The following is a 14,534-nucleotide window of genomic DNA, read 5'->3' on the forward strand; positions in this document are numbered from 1 at the left end:
AACGAGCGATGCCTCGTCCCGAGCCCTTTGATGTCGCTCGTCAGCGCGGCACTGTGGGGCCGAAATTTGCGCGCTTAGCGCAAGTCCTCGATCGTGGAGCAAACCCGATCGAGCTTCGCGCCGATCCAACTGCACTGGCACCAGAACGGCTGTTGGTATTTGAAGTTCGCGGGGCGGTTAGTGCGTTCGCCACTGCCATTCGGCGTGTGCCGGGCTTGGAGCTGGTCGATGAAGAAGAACTGTCTTCTGATGAAGATGACAAAGAGCCCGTTGCCTACCTCATGATGCCCGACATTGAGGCGTTGCGGCAGCTTGAGTCGCTTTGGCGGCGCTGGCTGCGAGGGCAGCTTGTTATGGGCGAAACGCCTTGGCGTGATGTTTTTCAGACGCTTCGTGAACTCCGTACATGGGGGCCACAGGATCGCGTTCAGCCTGCTGACGCGGCGCAACTTGCTGATGAAATCGAAGGCCGGGGTGAAGACGAGTTTGTCCGGTTAGAAATTGAACTCATTTTTCGTGCCCAGCGCGCTTTTGGTGTCCGCAGCGAAGATGACGTTCGGACAGACGTAATTAGGCGCGGTGGCCGAGTCATCTCCTCCGCTCGAATTGACGACATCGCATACCACGCATTGTTGGTTGATCTCACGGTCCGAAGCGTTCGCGAAATGATAGAACAGAGGGTCGGGGGAATCCTTGGCCTTGAAGCCGTAATGCATATTCGGCCCCAAAGCTCAGCGACTAGCATTGAAACTGCGGACCCTGAGCCCTCAGCAGAGCTGGTCGCTGGCGCCACAGCATTGGGAGAGCCCATTGCTGCATTGTTAGACGGAGTACCGGTGGCTGCTCACCCACTCGTTAATCGGCACGTAGTTCTTGACGACGCGTTCGACCTCGAACGCGGAGCTTTAGTCGCCAACCGTATGCATGGTACGGCTATGGCTTCACTTATCATACACGGAGATCGCAATCGTCCAGAAGCTCCGATCCCGCGACGGGTGCACGTTGTTCCTGTCCTTGGCAATCAGGACGCTTTTCCCGAGGATCGGCTTATTGTAGACTTGATCTACCTCGCAATTGTCCGGATGCGAGCAGGAGACGCGCCGACCGCTCCAAACGTGATTCTGGTTAACTTATCCCTAGGCAATAAGCGGCGGCCCTTTCATGGCCAGCTCTCGGCTTGGGCAAGGTTGCTTGATCGGCTGGCCTATCAGTTTGGCGTGCTCTTCTTAGTCAGTGCAGGCAATTCTAGCGGCTCGTTCGGGGTGCCAGGATTCATTAGCCGCGCAGAGCTCGAGGCCGCAAATGGTCGTGCTCGTGCAGTCGCTATTGTGCGAGCCTTGGGAGCGATTGTTGCAGACCGTCGACTGTTTGCGCCCGCAGAGACTGTTAATGGGATCACTGTTGGTGCGTGCAATGATGATGCAATTGACCCAGCGGCTCGGGTCGCAGCGCGCGTCAATGTTGACCCATTCCCTGGTCATAGGCTTGCAAATCCGTCGAGCACCCTAGGACCGGGCTTCGCGCGTTCGGTGAAGCCCGATATTCTTATGCCGGGCAGTCGTGAGCATGTGATGGTGGTACGCAATCACGATCATATCGATGTCCGGCCGGTCGGACCCTCGCGATTTGCGGGACTCAAAGTCGCTGCGCCACCGGCTGCAGGCCGAGAAAGTTCCGAAACCTTTACTTGCGGTACAAGCGCAGCCACCGCGCTTGCCACGCGTACGTGTCATCGAATCCACGACGCACTAGAGGCTGCATACGGCGAACTCTTCACTAGTCTTGTACAACATCAACGCGCGGTGCTACTTAAGGCCTTGCTCGTCCATCCTGCTACTTGGCCAGCGGAGTCTGCGGCTCTAATTCGTGAGGTGTTAGGTCCTGCTGATGGGCGTCAGCATGTCCGGCAGAAAGACAACATCCGGCGCTTTTTGGGTTTTGGTTGGGTCGATGCCGATGAGGCCGTAGCCTGTGCGGAGGACCGTGCAACGTTTTGGGCCACCGGCACTCTTCATGCCAACAGGATTGTCAATGTAACGGTGCCGATACCTCAGGCCATCTCAGGCCAAGCGCGACTTCACTCCCTCTCTGCAACCTTAGCATGGTTTACCCCGGTAGCTCCGGGACGTAAGCGTTATCGGACGTGTCGGCTGAGGATTTTGGAGCCAACCGGTCTTGGTGATCTTACAGTCGGAGCTCATAGCGACCAGCCCGATACCAATCAGACTAATCGTGGTACCGTGTTTACACGCTGTTGGCGCGGCGACCGCGCGCCTATCGTGGGCCCTAATCACAGCATAGTTTTGTCAATCCAGCGAGATCCAGATCAGGGGTCGGCGGTGGACGACCCAATCCCGTTCGGCCTTGCGGTTACCATCGCAATGCCTGGAGTTGTTGGAATATACGAACAGGTGCGACAACGCCTTCAACCCCAAGTGCGCGCCAGCACATGATCGGACTGCAGGTCCGAAAGTAGGAACGATCGCGAGGTGGCGCACGGTCGCTCATTTCTCGCCGCCAGCGAACCTTATTCCCCCAGCACTGCGACTTACATCACTGCGAGTATGTTTGACGAGTGGGATCGTTGCTGCAGGCGACCGAGGGGTCTGGGGCCTGAGGCCCCAGCCGCCGGAGGCTTCTTCTGTCCTAAACCCCTACTTGCGGAACAGCGCTTCGCCGCGTTCCAGCGCCGTCGTCGGCTCGGGGCGGGCTTCTTCGCCGTTGGCGGCGGCTTCGGCGGCGGCGGCGGCGGCGATGCGTTCGGCCTGGAGTTCGGCGACGAGGGCGGCGCGGTCTTCACCGAGTTTGCCGAGATCGGGGGAGGTGTCGATGCCGGCCTTTTTGGCGGCGGCGGAGACGAGGGCGTCCATTTCGCGTTGCGAGGTGAGGCCGAGGGTGACGGGATCGCGTGGCTGGAGGTTGGCGTAGTTCCAGTGGCTCTTGTCGCGGATGGCGGCGATGGTCGTCTTGGTGGTGCCGATCAGCTTGGAGATCTGGTTGTCGGTGATTTCGGGATGGTTCTTGATGACCCAGAGAATACCGTCCGGCTTGTCCTGCCGCTTGCTGACGGGGGTGTAGCGCGGGCCGGAGGTGCGGCGCTGCTGCTCGGGCATGCGCGAGAGCTTGATGGCGTAATCGGGGTTGTTCTGGCCCTTGTCGATCTCGTCCTGCGTGAGCTCGCCCGAGCGGATGGGATCGCGGCCGGTGAGCTTGGTCTGGGCGGTATCGTCGGCGATGGCCTGGATTTCGAGGATGTGGAGGCCGCAGAAGGTGGCGATCTGCTCGAAGGCCAGCGCAGTGTTGTCCACCAGCCAGGCGGCGGTGGCGTGGGGCATGAGCGGGGTGACGGGGCGGTTGGGGGTGATGGCCATGGCGGGGAACCCTATCTTTCCGAAATAAAAACAGCCGCCCCTCGGGGACGGCTTGCAGGCTTGACCCTACGCCGCCGGGGCGCCCAAATCAAGGTGTGACTGACAGGATGATCTTGCCGACATGGGACCCGGCTTCCATGCGGCGATGGGCTTCGGCGGCTTCTGCCAGCGGAAAGATGCGATCGGTGACGGGCTGGAGGCGGCCGGATTCGAATTCGGGCCAGACCGCACCTTCGAGGGTTTCGGCGATGGCGGTCTTGAAGGCGATGCTGCGGGGGCGGAGCATGGAGCCGGTGAGGGTGAGGCGCTTGCGCATGACGGCCGTGAGATCGAGCTCGGCGGTGTTGCCGCGCTGGAAGGCGATGGAGACGTGGCGGCCGTCTTCGGCGAGGCATTTGAGATTGCGGGGGAGATAATCGCCGCCGACCATGTCCAGCACCAGATCGACGCCGCGGCCTTGGGTGAGGGTGCGGACTTCTTCGACGAAATCCTGGGATTTGTAATCGATGGCGGCGTGGGCGCCGAGGGTGAGGGCGGCGGCGGTTTTCTCGGGGCTGCCGGCGGTGACGATGATGCGCAGGCCGAGGACTTTTGCGAGCTTGATGGCCGTGACGCCGATGCCGGAGGTGCCGCCGTGGACGAGGATGGTTTCGCCGCTGCGGGCGCGGCCGCGGTCGACGACATTGGACCAGACGGTGAACCAGGTTTCGGGGAGGCCCGCCGCGTCCGTGAGGGCCATGCCGGCGGGGACGGGGAGGCACTGGCCGGCGGGGGCGGTGCAATATTCGGCATAGCCGCCGCCGGGGACGAGGGCGCAGACCTGGTCGCCGGGGCGCCAGCGGGAGACGGCATCACCGACGGCGACGATGGTGCCGGCGATCTCCAGGCCGGGGATGCTGGGGGTTCCGGGGGGCATGGGGTAGAGGCCGAGGCGCTGAAGCACGTCCGGCCGGTTGACGCCGGCGGCGGCGACGCGGACGAGGACGTCTTCCGGACCGGGGGTGGGAACGGGGCGCTGGACGGGGAGGAGGACCTCGGGGCCGCCGGGGGCGGCGGGATCGATGGCGGTCATGGTGGTGGGGATGCTGGTCATGGCAATGCTCCTGGCGGCGGATATTGACGCGGCGGGCGGGGCGGTCAACCATGGCGGACATGGACATGGACGAGATTCTGCCGGCGAAAAAGACGAGCGGGCCGCTGGCGGAGCTGGTGGCGCAGGACCTCGACCGGATGGGGCAGGGCGAGGTGGAGACGCGGATTGCCGTGCTGGAAGGCGAGATTGCGCGGTGCCGGACGCGGCTGGCGAGTGCGTCGGCGTTGCGGTCGGCGGCGGATGAGCTTTTTCGGAAGGGGTAGGGGTGCCTCCGGCGGTTGGGGCCTTATGGCATGCCGACCGCAGTGTATGGCATAAGGACGGCATGCAGGATCCAACCCCTATCGACAACATGGTTGCCTCCAGCCCCTCTCTCCTTCCACCAAGTCCGCGTGCCTTGTGGCTCGGCGGTGGTCTGGTACTTTGGCTGCTGTACAGCGTCGTCTTCATCAACACGGTGCCGTCATCGCCGCTGCGCGCAGGCCGTGATGCGCTGGCCAATGTAGTGCCGCTGCTGCTACTCGCGATGATGACGCACAGCCTGTTGCGTGATCAGGTGATGAAGCTTTCGGTCCCCCGCCAGATGGCCGCCCATATCGGGCTGGCGGCCTCGTTCGCCACATTCTGGTATGCGGGCGTGGTCATCATGCTGGCCTTCTTCAGCGGGCTTGGCAGCGGCATCTTCACCATCCGCGGCTTTTCCGGGCCGGCGTTCACGTGGCAGGTATTTCAGGGTCTGGTGATTTATGCAGCGATTGCCGCCACCTGCTATGCCATCCGTGGTGGCCGGGCGGCGGCCAACCTGACGATTGTGGACGACAGTGCACCGCGGCTTGAACGCTATCTCACCAAGACCGGAGACGAGATGACTCCGGTGCTGGTGCGCGACATCGTCCTGATCGAAGGCGCCCAGGACTATGCCGAAGTGGCGACCATGGCCGGCCGGCACCTCGTGCGGCTCAGCCTTGGCGAATTCGAAGCACGGCTTGATCCAGCACGCTTTCTGCGGGTGCACCGGTCCACCATCATCAATTTCGATCACCTGCAGCGCGCCGAACCCGCCGGCAATGGCCGACTGACGTTGCACATGCGCAGCGGCGATTCGGTGACCAGCAGCCGTGCTGGTGCGCAGTTGCTGCGATCATTCATGGTCTGAAGCTGGCGGTTCGCCGGCCGTCGTGTCGGTTCACGGCTTTTTTTGCGCAGGCGCTCGCGAATTCGGCACGCCAGTGGCTCATTCCTTTCGTCGGAGCCCCCATGCGCGTGCCCCTGCTGTCGTTGCTTTTGACCGCTGCGCCATTGCCCGCCGCCACATTCACCGGGCCGGGAAGCCTGTCCGATTCCAATCCGGCCCCCATCCGCATCGCCGGCTTGGCGGCGGGCAGTACCGTCACCCTGGTGGCTGAACGGCACATCGGCTGGGCGGGGGGCGGGCAGCGGAGCGAAACGCGCTTCGTCGCAGCAGCCGACGGCACGATCGACACGTCGCGCGATGCGCCGATCGCGGGCAGCTATGCCGATGTGTCGAGCAGCGGGCCATTCTGGAGCATGCAACGGGCTGGCAACACGTCAGTGCCCGCCGATGGTGACGCCACGCTGGTGGCCACCACCAGTAGCGGCGAGCGCCTGGCGCTTTCGGTGCCGGCATGGCCCATGGGGGTTGCCCAGCGCAGCGTGCCGGATTTTCCCGGCGCCATGCTGGCGCGGCCCTCCGGCAAGAAAGGTCGCTTGCCTGTCGTGATCGTGCTCGGTGGCTCGGAAGGCGGCGCGTTCACTGCCAAGACCTATGCGCCGATGCTGGCGGCGCAGGGTTTTGCCGTGCTGGGGCTGCCCTATTATTCGCCGGGATACGATCCGGCAGACTTTGTGCCGGGGTTGCCCACAAGCTTCACCGACATCCCGGCAGACCGGCTGATTTCGGTGAAGGCATGGATCGACGGCCAACGCGATCTGGATGGCCGCCGCGTGGCCATCTGGGGCGTGTCCAAGGGCGGCGAATTTGCCGTGCTGGCCGCCAGCCGCCTGCCCTGGATCACGGCCATTGTGGGCGTCGTCCCCAGCGATGTGGTGTGGGAAGGCTGGGGCCGCGCAGGGCCGGCCACCGCATCCTTCAGCTGGGAGAACAGGCCTTTGCCCTTCGTGCCCTATCTGGGATTCGATCTGGAACTGGCACGCCTGCAGCGCGGTGAACGGATGGAGGCGCGCCGACCGCATATTGCAGGCCGCGCCGCCTATCCGGAACGGATTGCAGCGGCCACCATCAAGGTGGAGGACTATGCTGGCCAGATGCTGCTGATCGGCGGCGATGATGACCGTGTGTGGCCATCCGGGCCCATGGCCCGCGCCATGGCGAATCGCCGGGCTGCCGCCGGCCTCACCACCGCAGTGCTCACTTGGCCCGATGCCGGCCACGCGCTGGCCGGTCCCGGTACCGAACCTATCGCACCGATGCTGGCCAATGGCGGCACCGCCAATGGCCTGGCTGGCGCGCGAAGCACCGCATGGGCCGCCACTATCGCCTTTCTGAAGAGCACCCTCTTGCCGGAGATGACACGATGAACATGCTGATCCTGATGGCCCTTGCTGCCGGCACTGCCCCAGACCGCATGGCCGAGGTGGACCGCCAACAGCAGGTGATCTGGGCCAGCAGTGCCGGGCCGGCGGCCCAGACCGCGCGGGCGCCGGCGCTGGCCGCCCTGCGCCAGGTCGGCACAACCGATGATGCCGCCGGGATGCGCGCTCAGGCGCTGTTGCTGAAATGGGGCAGCGACCGGGATGCACAGGCGGCGTGGAATTGGCTGGTGACGCGCCACCGTGACGACAAGCGCTTGGCGCCGATACTGGAAGGCTGGTGGGACGGCAGCGCGCTGCCGGATGCAACCGGGCAGTTGCGAAGGCTGGCTGCCCAGACCCTTGCGCCGGAGGTGCGCGCCAGCGCGCGGCTGTTGCTGGCGCGGCGTGATCTGGCCGAAGGCCGGCGGGCGCAGGGCCTGGCCGCGCTGCGGACATTGTCGCGCACCGCCGGGTCCACAACGAGCACCCTGATGGGGGCCGGCGATCCTCCACGCCTCGCCAATGTGGCGAGTGCCATGCTGTTCCAGGCGGAAGCGCTGAGCCCTGGCGCGCCGTTGCCGGCTATCACGGCGCCAACCATCGATGGCCGCAGGCCCGATCCGGCTGATTTGCATGGGCGGCCGATGGTTTTGGACTTCTGGGCGACATGGTGTCCGCCTTGCATCGCCGCGCTGCCACGGCTGAAGGCCATGGCCACTGCCAACCCGCAGCTTCGTCTGGTTTCGGTCAGCGGTGATGACAGCCCGAAGACCGTTCAGAAATGGTTGCAGCGAAAGCCACATCCCGGTGTCCATCTGTGGACCGGGCCTTCGGGGCGGGTTTCATCAGAATGGCTGAACAGCGCCTATCCCTTCTATGTCGTGGTGGGCGGCGATGGCCGGATCATCGGCACTGCAACCGACGTCGCCGATGTTGAGCAAATGGTTTCTCGGGCTATTGGCTGAGTGATGCAGACCTGTTCCCGCACAGTGACAGATCTGGCGCTTGCGCAATCTGCCTCTTGAAAGTTTGAAACCGGCCAGTCGCGTTTCATGCGCCGACAAACTGACGGGGTCCGGGCCTGAGGCCCCGGCCGCCGGGGGCACCCCGCAAGTTTCAGGGTTGCCCGGGGTTGACGCAAGGGCAAGGTGGCCGGCGAACCTTTCTGGGGAGGGGGGCTGGGGGTTTTGAGCCCGTTCATGGGCTTTCGTGTGTTGACAGGATGGCCTTCAGGATCGCTTCCGATCGCCGCTGTCCATAGCCCTGGCCATAGGCAGTCGATGTGATGGCAACGACCATGCGGCGGCTCGGGATGACATAGATCTTGTTGCCGCCGTTGCCCGATGCGAATGACACCGGAACCGCCTTGCCATTGATTTCATGAACCTTCGAATACCAGAAATAGCCATAGCCGTCGGCAAAGGGATCGCTATCGGAAATGGAGAACTTTGAGGCGAGCGAGTCTCGTATCCAGCCTGCGCTGACGATCCGGCGCCCGCTGTAAAGGCCTTCCCCGCGAACCATCTCGCCGATTTTCGCCATGTCTCGCGTTGTCAGAGACAGGTTGCCTTGGCCCTTCGTATAGCCGCCGGCATCCGACGCCCACTGCCAGCGACGGATATCAAGCGGACCGAACAGCGCGGTTTTCGCAAGATCGGCCATTGTCCCGCCGGTTGCCTTGGCAACGACAACACCGGCGGCATATGCGGTCAACGAATTGTAGTTATACCTCGATCCCGGCGGATGGGCGCGGGGGATCGAACGCAGAAATGCCAGCGGGTCGGCCGCTGCATCGAGCTTGTCTTCGTTGCCCGGCGACGCGGCATCGTCGTCGAACGCGGCCAGCCCGGATCGCATCGTCAGAACATCCCTCATCTTGACGTCGCCGACCGCGCTACCCCGGGAGTCGGGCCAATAGGTGGCAACCGAATCGTCCACCGCACGGATCTTGCCGCGGTCGATTGCGATGCCGACCAGAAGCGATGTGACGCTCTTGCCGGCGGAACGGATGTCGTTGAGCGAAGCAGGGGTTGCGCCATTGTAATAGCGCTCCGCGACAAGCCTGCCATCGCGCAACACGACGACCCCGCGCAGATCGCGATGTTTGTCCTGGTCGAATGTCCCAAGAACCTTGGCAAGCGCGGGATCGATTTGCGCCGCAGAGGCCGCAGCGCAAAGTACGATAGCCCCGACCGCGATGATGACAGCTTTGACCGATATCATTGGTGATACTCGTGAAGAGAAGCGGACGGTTCACGACACATGCCGGCGACCGCGTCCTGCATCGGCAGAACACATCGGGATTTACGCCACAGTGCATCGGGGATGTCGAGACGGCACCGCAAGGTTCACGTCAGAGGAGCAGGCACCCCCCAAGTTTCAGGGTTGCCCGGGGTTGACGCGAGCGTAAGGTGGCTGGTGAACCGCTCTGGGGAGGGCTTACATGAATTTCGATTTTTCCGATGATGCCAAGGCGCTGGGGGAGCAGGCGCAGAAGCTGCTTGCCGAGCGTGGTGGGCCTGCGAAGGCGCGGCTGGCGATGGGCCAAAACGAAGAGGGGGGGGCGCCGGATTTCGATGCGGGGCTTTGGGCCGAGGTGGCCGGGTTGGGCTGGACGGCGGCGCGGGTGCCGGAGGCGCATGGTGGGTTGGGGATGAGTGCGGAGGAGAGTGCGATGCTCGCCGAGGCTGCGGGGGAACATCTGGCGTGTGTGCCGCTGGTGAGCACGTTGCTGGCGACCGAGGCGTTGTTGCTGGCGGGGACGGCCGAGCAGCAGGCGCGGTGGTTTCCGGGGATTGCGAGTGGTGAGGTGATTGCGGTGCCGGCGTGGAACGAGCCGGGGATTGCTTCGCCGCTCGGCGTTGCCGTGCGGGTTGAAGGTGGCCGGATTTCGGGGGTGAAGGCGCCGGTGGCGGATCTGGCCGGGGCGCAACTGGCGATCGTGGCGGCGGCGGGGGCGGATGGGCCTTCGTTGTGGATTGTCGAGGTTTCGAACGCGCGGGTGGAAGCGGTGGAGACGCTCGACCTGGTGCGGCGGCATGGGCGGCTGGTGATGGATGGCACGCCGGCGGAGCCGCTGGGGACGGCGGCGGATTATCTGGCGTGGCTCGACCGGGCGGCGGTGATTTTGGCGTTCGAGGCGATGGGAACGGCGCGGGCGGCGATGACGATGACGGTCGAGTATGCCAAGACGCGTGTGGCCTTTGGGCAGACGATCGGGCGCTACCAGGGCGTGAAGCACAAGTGTGCGGACATGTATATCAAGCTCGAGCTGGCGCGGGCGCATGCGCTGCATGGGCTGGCGCTGCTCGAGGCGGGCGGGGCGGAGCTGACGCAGGCGGCGAGTGCGGCGCGGGTGGCGAGCCTCGAGGCGCTGACCTTTACCGTGGAGGAGACGGTGCAGCTGCATGGCGGGATCGGCTTCACCTGGGAGAGCGACTGCCAATTCTATTATCGGCGCGGGCGGACGCTGACGGCGGCACTGGGGGCGCGGGGCTTCTGGGCGGACCGGCTGGTACGCGCACTCGAGCTGCGAAACCGCGCCGCAGCGTAAACGCCTTTCATTCACTGCATGATGCCCGCGAAGGGGAATGACGATGGACTTCAACGACACCGCCCAGGATGCCGAATATCGTGCCAAGGCGCGCGGCTGGCTGGAAGAGAATGCTGCGGAATATCGGTCGCCGCCGGCCAGCCCATGGAAGCTCGACGAGTTCATCCGGCGCTCCAAGGCGTGGCAGAAGGCGAAATATGAGGCGGGTTATGCCGGCATCACCTGGCCCAAGGCGATGGGGGGGCAAGGGCTGAGCCCGATGCACTCGATCATCTATGGGCAGGAGGAAAGCCGCTTCCATGCGCCATCGGGGCTGTTCTCGATCGGGCTGGGGATGTGCATTCCCACCGTGTTCACCCATGGCTCGCCGGAGGTCATCCAGCGCTATGTGGCGAAGGCGCTGGTGGGCGAGGAGGTGTGGTGCCAGCTGTTCTCCGAGCCGGCGGCGGGATCCGATCTGGCCGGCATCCGGACGAAGGCGGTGAAGGACGGCGATGACTGGGTGATCGACGGGCAGAAGGTCTGGACGAGCTTTGCCCATGCTTCGGACTTCGGGATCGTCGTCTGCCGTACCGATCCGGGTGTGCCGAAGCACAAGGGGCTGTCGATGTTCATTGTGGACATGAAGGCGCCGGGTGTGGAGGTGCGCGGCATCAAGCAGATGTCGGGCGGGAGCGACTTCAACGAGGTGTTCTTCACCGGCGTGCGGATTGCCGACACGCACCGGCTGGGAGCCGTTGGCGATGGCTGGAAGGTGGCGCTGACGACACTGATGCACGAGCGGCTGGCGGTGGGCGGCAAGCCGCGCCATGCGCCGGGCTACCAGACGCTGATGACGCTGGCGAAGGGCGTGGACGCGCCCAACGGCCAGCCGGCGATCGAGGCTTCGGACGTGCGGCAGCGGATTGCGGCGAGCTATATCGCCGATGAGGGGATCAAGCTGACGCAGATGCGGGCGCTTTCCGCACTTTCGCGGGGGCAGATGCCGGGGCCGGAGCAATCGATCGCCAAGGTGGTGGTGGCCAAGACGATGCAGGACATGAGCGCCTTTGCGCTCGACCTGGCGGGGAGTGACGGCTTCATGACCGGGGGTGCGGACCCCGAGCTGGAGAAGCTGCAGGGCTCGTATCTGTGGTCGGCGGGCCTGCGGATTGCGGGCGGGACCGACGAGATCTTGCGCAACATCATCGCCGAGCGGGTGCTGGGGCTGCCGGGCGACCTTCGGCCCGACAAGGACAAGCCTTTCAACGCGGCGGCCTGAGGGGTGCGCACGCTGGGGGCTTTGCTGCTGCTGCTGGGTGCGAGCCCGGCGGTGGCGGAGACGGCGTGTGCGGGCCTGACGGGGGTGGCGCTCGACAAGGCGCGGGTGACCGGGGCGGAGGTGATCACCAGCCTCGATCTGGGATCGCGGGTGGTGCCGCTGGCGGCGCCTGCGTGCCGGGTGCTGATCACCGCCACGCCCACGGCGGATTCGGACATTCGGATTGCGCTTGTGGTGCCGCAGGGGGCGGCGTGGAACGGCAAGTTCGCGCAGGTGGGCAATGGCGGCTTTGCGGGGAAGATACTGTGGGGATCGGTGTATCAGCAGCTCGCCAAGGGCTATGCGGTGGCGGCGACCGACAATGGCCATCAGGATGACGATGGCGCCTCGGCGAAATGGGCGCTGGGGCATCCGGAAAAGGTGGTGGATTTCGGCTGGCGGGCGGTGAAGCTGACGACCGACCATGCGCAGGCGGTTCTGGCGGCGCATCGGGGGGCGCCGGCGAAGCGCTATTTCATCGGCTGCTCGGACGGCGGGCGCGAGGCGCTGATGACGGCGCAGCGGTTTCCGCAGGATTTCGATGGCATTGTGGCGGGCGCCCCGGCCTGGCCCTGGACGCGGATGGTGGGCACCGGGGCGCTGGTGGTGAAGCAATCGCTGCTGCCCGGCCGGGTGCTGCCGCCGGCGAAGCTGCCCGCACTTCAGGCGGCGGCGCTGAAGGCGTGCGGCGAGGGGCAGAGCTATGTTCCGAACCCGCGGGCGTGCCGGTTCGATCCCGGCGTGCTGGCGTGTGCGGGGGCGGAGAGCGATGCGTGCCTGACGCCGGGGCAGGTGACGACGGCGCGGATGATTTATGCCGGCATCACCGATCCGGTGACGGGGAAGCCCTCGCCGGGGCTGATGCCGGGGGCGGAAGCACTGCCGGGGAGCTGGGCCTATTGGGGGCGGGCGATCGAGCCGGGGGACCGGGCGGATGCGACGTCGGCGGGGTTTCCGTGGAACTACATGGCGTATCTGGTGCGCGAGGACCCGACGCTCGACCTGGCGAGCGTGACCGAGGCGGATGTGCGGGCGGGATTCAAGCGGTGGCGGGGGACGCTCGATGCCGAAAGTGCTGACCTTTCGGCGTTCAAGGCGCGCGGCGGCAAGCTGATCGGCTTTCATGGCTGGAACGACCCGGCGATCCCGCCGCTGCTCACCCGGCAGTATTTCGACATGGTGGCGGCGTCGATGGGGGATTACAGCGACTTCGCGCGGCTGTTCATGGTGCCGGGGATGCTCCACTGCACCGGCGGCGATGCACCGGTGGGGGTGGACTGGACCGCGTTGCTCGAAGCCTGGGTCGAGCGCGGCGACGCGCCGGCGGCGGTGACGGCGCGGGGTGGCGATGGGCGGAGCCAGGTGGTGCGGGCGGAGTAGGCGGGGTTGTGGTCGGTATGGCTCCGGTTGCTGCCGTCCGCGCCTTTGCCAGGCTGTGATGGAGAACCGGACAGGGATGACGCGATGAAGGGCGATCTGACGGGTGGCTGTTTATGCGGTGCGGTGCGCTACATCCTGCGCGAGGGCTTGCGCTTTCGGCCTTACGCCTGCCACTGCACCGATTGTCAGACGCGGACGGGCAGCGCCTTTAGCGAACACATGCTGATTGCGAAGCAGGACCTCGCGATCGAAGGTGATCTGGACAGTGGCGCCTGTGACCAGCCCAGCGGCGCTGTCTCGACCATATGGGGATGCGCCGGGTGCAAGGTCCGTATCTTCGCCGAGAGCGACCGGCGCCCCGGCTTTGCATCGCTCCGATGCGGCACGCTGCATCGGAGTGCGGAAATTGTTCCCGCTGCGCATTTGTGGGTCGGCAGCAAGCAGCCCTGGGTGACGCTTCCCGACGGCGTTCCCGCACTCGCCGAGCAACCGCGGACTCAAGCCGAATGGCTGGCGCTTGTCGGGCCGGCGGCGACCTGACGTGCGCGGTCGGCGTTCTGGGGTTGCAAGAAGCGCTGCCCACCGTCTTGCCCGAGGGCGACGATCAGACGCCGAGCGATTCCAGCTAGGCGGACGGCGGCTGGTGGTGCGGCATGGGAAAAGCGGGACCCCGGATCAAGTCCGGGGTGACGAGGGGGGTGACGAGGGGGAGTGACGAGGGGGGTGGCGGTGCTGAAACCGTCGCGCGCAACGGTCACGATCCCCGCATCGGCGATGTAGGTCGCCAGGTCGAATGAAAAGGCAGTGACTGGGCGGGTGAAGTAGAAGGTTGCCGTGCCATTGGGCCCGTAGAACAGCGAGTCCCCCGATCCCCAGTCGTACCAGCTCTCGGAGCGGGGAATGTGGGGATCGACGGTGAATGTGTAGCCGCCGGCGCCGAAGATAACGAAGCCGCTGCCGGTATAGCCATACGGGTACCAGCTGTTGCCGCCAGTCGGCGCGGTTTCGAACGTTTCCGTGGCTTGCGGGTTGATCTTCGCTGCGGCGATGTCGGCAGCGTGTTCGATGTGCCGTGGAACAGGGGGGTGCGCGTCTCGTACAGCCTGGCCGGCGGCGCGCCGATTTTTTCGAGTGTTGGTTCCGGTCAGGTAACAGATCCTCAACTACGTTAGTTTTGGTTGTTTCTCTTGCGACTTGCTTGCGTGTAGTGCTTGCTGAAAGGCGCAATATCATTGCACACAATCAAGCGATATTTGCCGGGATGAAAAGCAATGCAATGGATTA

General features: G+C 64.9%; 13 protein-coding genes. 9 read left to right on the forward strand and 4 right to left on the reverse strand.

The features are described 5' to 3' along the window. The first annotated feature begins 8 nt into the window (after nt 1–8). Nucleotides 9–2,453, forward strand: coding sequence for a S8 family peptidase (locus tag FHS79_RS04745; protein ID WP_184196192.1), 2,445 nt, complete (start codon nt 9–11; stop codon nt 2,451–2,453). 201 nt (nt 2,454–2,654) lie between these two features. Here the strand turns inward: FHS79_RS04745 and FHS79_RS04750 are convergent, their stop codons facing one another. Both FHS79_RS04750 and FHS79_RS04755 read right to left on the reverse strand, forming a co-directional pair. Beyond that, the gene (locus FHS79_RS04750; RefSeq protein ID WP_184196505.1) at nt 2,655–3,335 is read right to left on the reverse strand and encodes a DUF1013 domain-containing protein; all 681 of its coding nucleotides are present in this window, start codon (nt 3,333–3,335) and stop codon (nt 2,655–2,657) included. 124 nt (nt 3,336–3,459) lie between these two features. Then, complete coding sequence (locus FHS79_RS04755; RefSeq protein WP_184196195.1) at nt 3,460–4,464, reverse strand: NAD(P)H-quinone oxidoreductase; 1,005 nt, start codon at nt 4,462–4,464, stop codon at nt 3,460–3,462. A gap of 50 nt (nt 4,465–4,514) precedes the next feature. On the opposite strand from FHS79_RS04755, the gene FHS79_RS04760 reads away from it, so the two are divergent. The 4 genes from FHS79_RS04760 (at nt 4,515) to FHS79_RS04775 (ending at nt 7,982) form a co-directional block, all read left to right on the forward strand. Further along, complete coding sequence (locus FHS79_RS04760) at nt 4,515–4,727, forward strand: DUF1192 family protein (RefSeq protein ID WP_243452662.1); 213 nt, start codon at nt 4,515–4,517, stop codon at nt 4,725–4,727. A 62-nt stretch (nt 4,728–4,789) separates the two neighbouring features. Further along, nucleotides 4,790–5,620, forward strand: a complete 831-nt coding sequence (locus FHS79_RS04765) for a LytR/AlgR family response regulator transcription factor (RefSeq protein WP_184196202.1) — start codon at nt 4,790–4,792, stop codon at nt 5,618–5,620. A gap of 101 nt (nt 5,621–5,721) precedes the next feature. Continuing rightward, complete coding sequence (locus FHS79_RS04770) at nt 5,722–7,023, forward strand: acyl-CoA thioester hydrolase/BAAT C-terminal domain-containing protein (protein WP_184196205.1); 1,302 nt, start codon at nt 5,722–5,724, stop codon at nt 7,021–7,023. Next, on the forward strand, nt 7,020–7,982 hold the full coding sequence (locus FHS79_RS04775; protein WP_184196208.1) for a TlpA family protein disulfide reductase: 963 nt from the start codon (nt 7,020–7,022) through the stop codon (nt 7,980–7,982). Before FHS79_RS04770 ends, FHS79_RS04775 begins: the two co-directional genes overlap by 4 nt. 232 nt (nt 7,983–8,214) lie before the next feature. Here FHS79_RS04775 and FHS79_RS04780 read toward each other — a convergent pair whose 3' ends face one another. Then, complete coding sequence (locus FHS79_RS04780) at nt 8,215–9,240, reverse strand: serine hydrolase domain-containing protein (RefSeq protein ID WP_184196211.1); 1,026 nt, start codon at nt 9,238–9,240, stop codon at nt 8,215–8,217. Between the two features lie 220 nt (nt 9,241–9,460). Between FHS79_RS04780 and FHS79_RS19115 the strand changes: the two genes are divergently transcribed. The 4 genes from FHS79_RS19115 (at nt 9,461) to FHS79_RS04800 (ending at nt 13,790) form a co-directional block, all read left to right on the forward strand. Continuing rightward, nucleotides 9,461–10,570, forward strand: a complete 1,110-nt coding sequence (locus tag FHS79_RS19115) for an acyl-CoA dehydrogenase family protein (RefSeq protein ID WP_184196214.1) — start codon at nt 9,461–9,463, stop codon at nt 10,568–10,570. A gap of 37 nt (nt 10,571–10,607) precedes the next feature. Next, a complete protein-coding gene (locus tag FHS79_RS04790; protein WP_243452663.1) occupies nt 10,608–11,831 on the forward strand; it encodes an acyl-CoA dehydrogenase family protein in 1,224 nt (407 codons plus the stop codon). 3 nt (nt 11,832–11,834) lie between these two features. Continuing rightward, the gene (locus FHS79_RS04795; RefSeq protein ID WP_184196218.1) at nt 11,835–13,250 is read left to right on the forward strand and encodes a tannase/feruloyl esterase family alpha/beta hydrolase; all 1,416 of its coding nucleotides are present in this window, start codon (nt 11,835–11,837) and stop codon (nt 13,248–13,250) included. Between the two features lie 84 nt (nt 13,251–13,334). Next, a complete protein-coding gene (locus FHS79_RS04800; protein WP_184196221.1) occupies nt 13,335–13,790 on the forward strand; it encodes a GFA family protein in 456 nt (151 codons plus the stop codon). On the opposite strand, the gene FHS79_RS04805 is transcribed toward FHS79_RS04800, so the two are convergent. After that, a complete protein-coding gene (locus tag FHS79_RS04805) occupies nt 13,748–14,413 on the reverse strand; it encodes a hypothetical protein (RefSeq protein ID WP_184196223.1) in 666 nt (221 codons plus the stop codon). The genes FHS79_RS04800 and FHS79_RS04805 overlap by 43 nt on opposite strands. Between the last annotated feature and the right edge of the window lie 121 nt (nt 14,414–14,534).

This window comes from Polymorphobacter multimanifer (assembly GCF_014205635.1).
Taxonomy (GTDB): domain Bacteria; phylum Pseudomonadota; class Alphaproteobacteria; order Sphingomonadales; family Sphingomonadaceae; genus Sandarakinorhabdus; species Sandarakinorhabdus multimanifer.

Bases quoted from the DNA above. Each gene is read 5' to 3' on its own strand.
- FHS79_RS04745 (WP_184196192.1), top strand. From the start codon at position 9: ATGCCTCGTCCCGAGCCCTTTGATGTCGCTCGTCAGCGCGGCACTGTG.
- FHS79_RS04750 (WP_184196505.1), bottom strand. From the start codon at position 3,335: ATGCCCCACGCCACCGCCGCCTGGCTGGTGGACAACACTGCGCTGGCC.
- FHS79_RS04755 (WP_184196195.1), bottom strand. From the start codon at position 4,464: ATGACCAGCATCCCCACCACCATGACCGCCATCGATCCCGCCGCCCCC.
- FHS79_RS04760 (WP_243452662.1), top strand. From the start codon at position 4,515: ATGGCGGACATGGACATGGACGAGATTCTGCCGGCGAAAAAGACGAGC.
- FHS79_RS04765 (WP_184196202.1), top strand. From the start codon at position 4,790: ATGCAGGATCCAACCCCTATCGACAACATGGTTGCCTCCAGCCCCTCT.
- FHS79_RS04770 (WP_184196205.1), top strand. From the start codon at position 5,722: ATGCGCGTGCCCCTGCTGTCGTTGCTTTTGACCGCTGCGCCATTGCCC.
- FHS79_RS04775 (WP_184196208.1), top strand. From the start codon at position 7,020: ATGAACATGCTGATCCTGATGGCCCTTGCTGCCGGCACTGCCCCAGAC.
- FHS79_RS04780 (WP_184196211.1), bottom strand. From the start codon at position 9,240: ATGATATCGGTCAAAGCTGTCATCATCGCGGTCGGGGCTATCGTACTT.
- FHS79_RS19115 (WP_184196214.1), top strand. From the start codon at position 9,461: ATGAATTTCGATTTTTCCGATGATGCCAAGGCGCTGGGGGAGCAGGCG.
- FHS79_RS04790 (WP_243452663.1), top strand. From the start codon at position 10,608: ATGACGATGGACTTCAACGACACCGCCCAGGATGCCGAATATCGTGCC.
- FHS79_RS04800 (WP_184196221.1), top strand. From the start codon at position 13,335: ATGAAGGGCGATCTGACGGGTGGCTGTTTATGCGGTGCGGTGCGCTAC.